The sequence below is a fragment of the Microtetraspora sp. AC03309 genome (genome assembly GCF_020826795.1).
Lineage (GTDB): Bacteria > Actinomycetota > Actinomycetes > Streptosporangiales > Streptosporangiaceae > Microtetraspora > Microtetraspora glauca.
In genome coordinates, this window is the sequence record NZ_JADDIL010000496.1 from 1 (window position 1) to 464 (window position 464).

Here is a 464-nt window from a genome sequence, read left to right on the forward strand (position 1 = left end):
GTTGTATTGAAATCGGCTGGGAATATGAGGAGTTCACGTCGATCACCACGGCGGTGGAGCGCAATCTGCGGGTGCTGTCGGGATACCATCATCCTCGGTTCGCTCCCCCCGAGAACGCTCGCGCGCTGATCGTGGCACGAGTGAGGGCGGCTGGAAGCGAAGGCTTGCAGTTGGCTGAGCTGGTCGACATAGTCCGTGATTGCACTGGTCTGTCTGACGAGCTTGTGGTCTGCGCGGTCTACCACATGCTGTGGAACGCGCAGTTGCACGCCGACCTCAACCGTCTGCTCGCCTGGGACGCGGTGGTGCGGTCATGATCGAAATTCAGGTCGGCGACCTCATCGAATTCCGCTGCCAAACATGGCAGATACGGGACCGGGATGCAGTGGCGCTACAACTGAAATGCCTCGACGACGGTAGTGAACTCACCCTGCCGATCGCGATGGTGACCTCTGACGACACCT

At 59.9% G+C, this 464-nt stretch carries 1 pseudogene; it reads left to right on the top strand.

Going from position 1 to position 464, the window contains the following annotated elements:
- A pseudogene (locus IMZ11_RS44030) lies at positions 1-317 on the top strand (hypothetical protein); the annotation flags it as partial.
- Positions 318-464 lie beyond the last annotated feature (147 nt).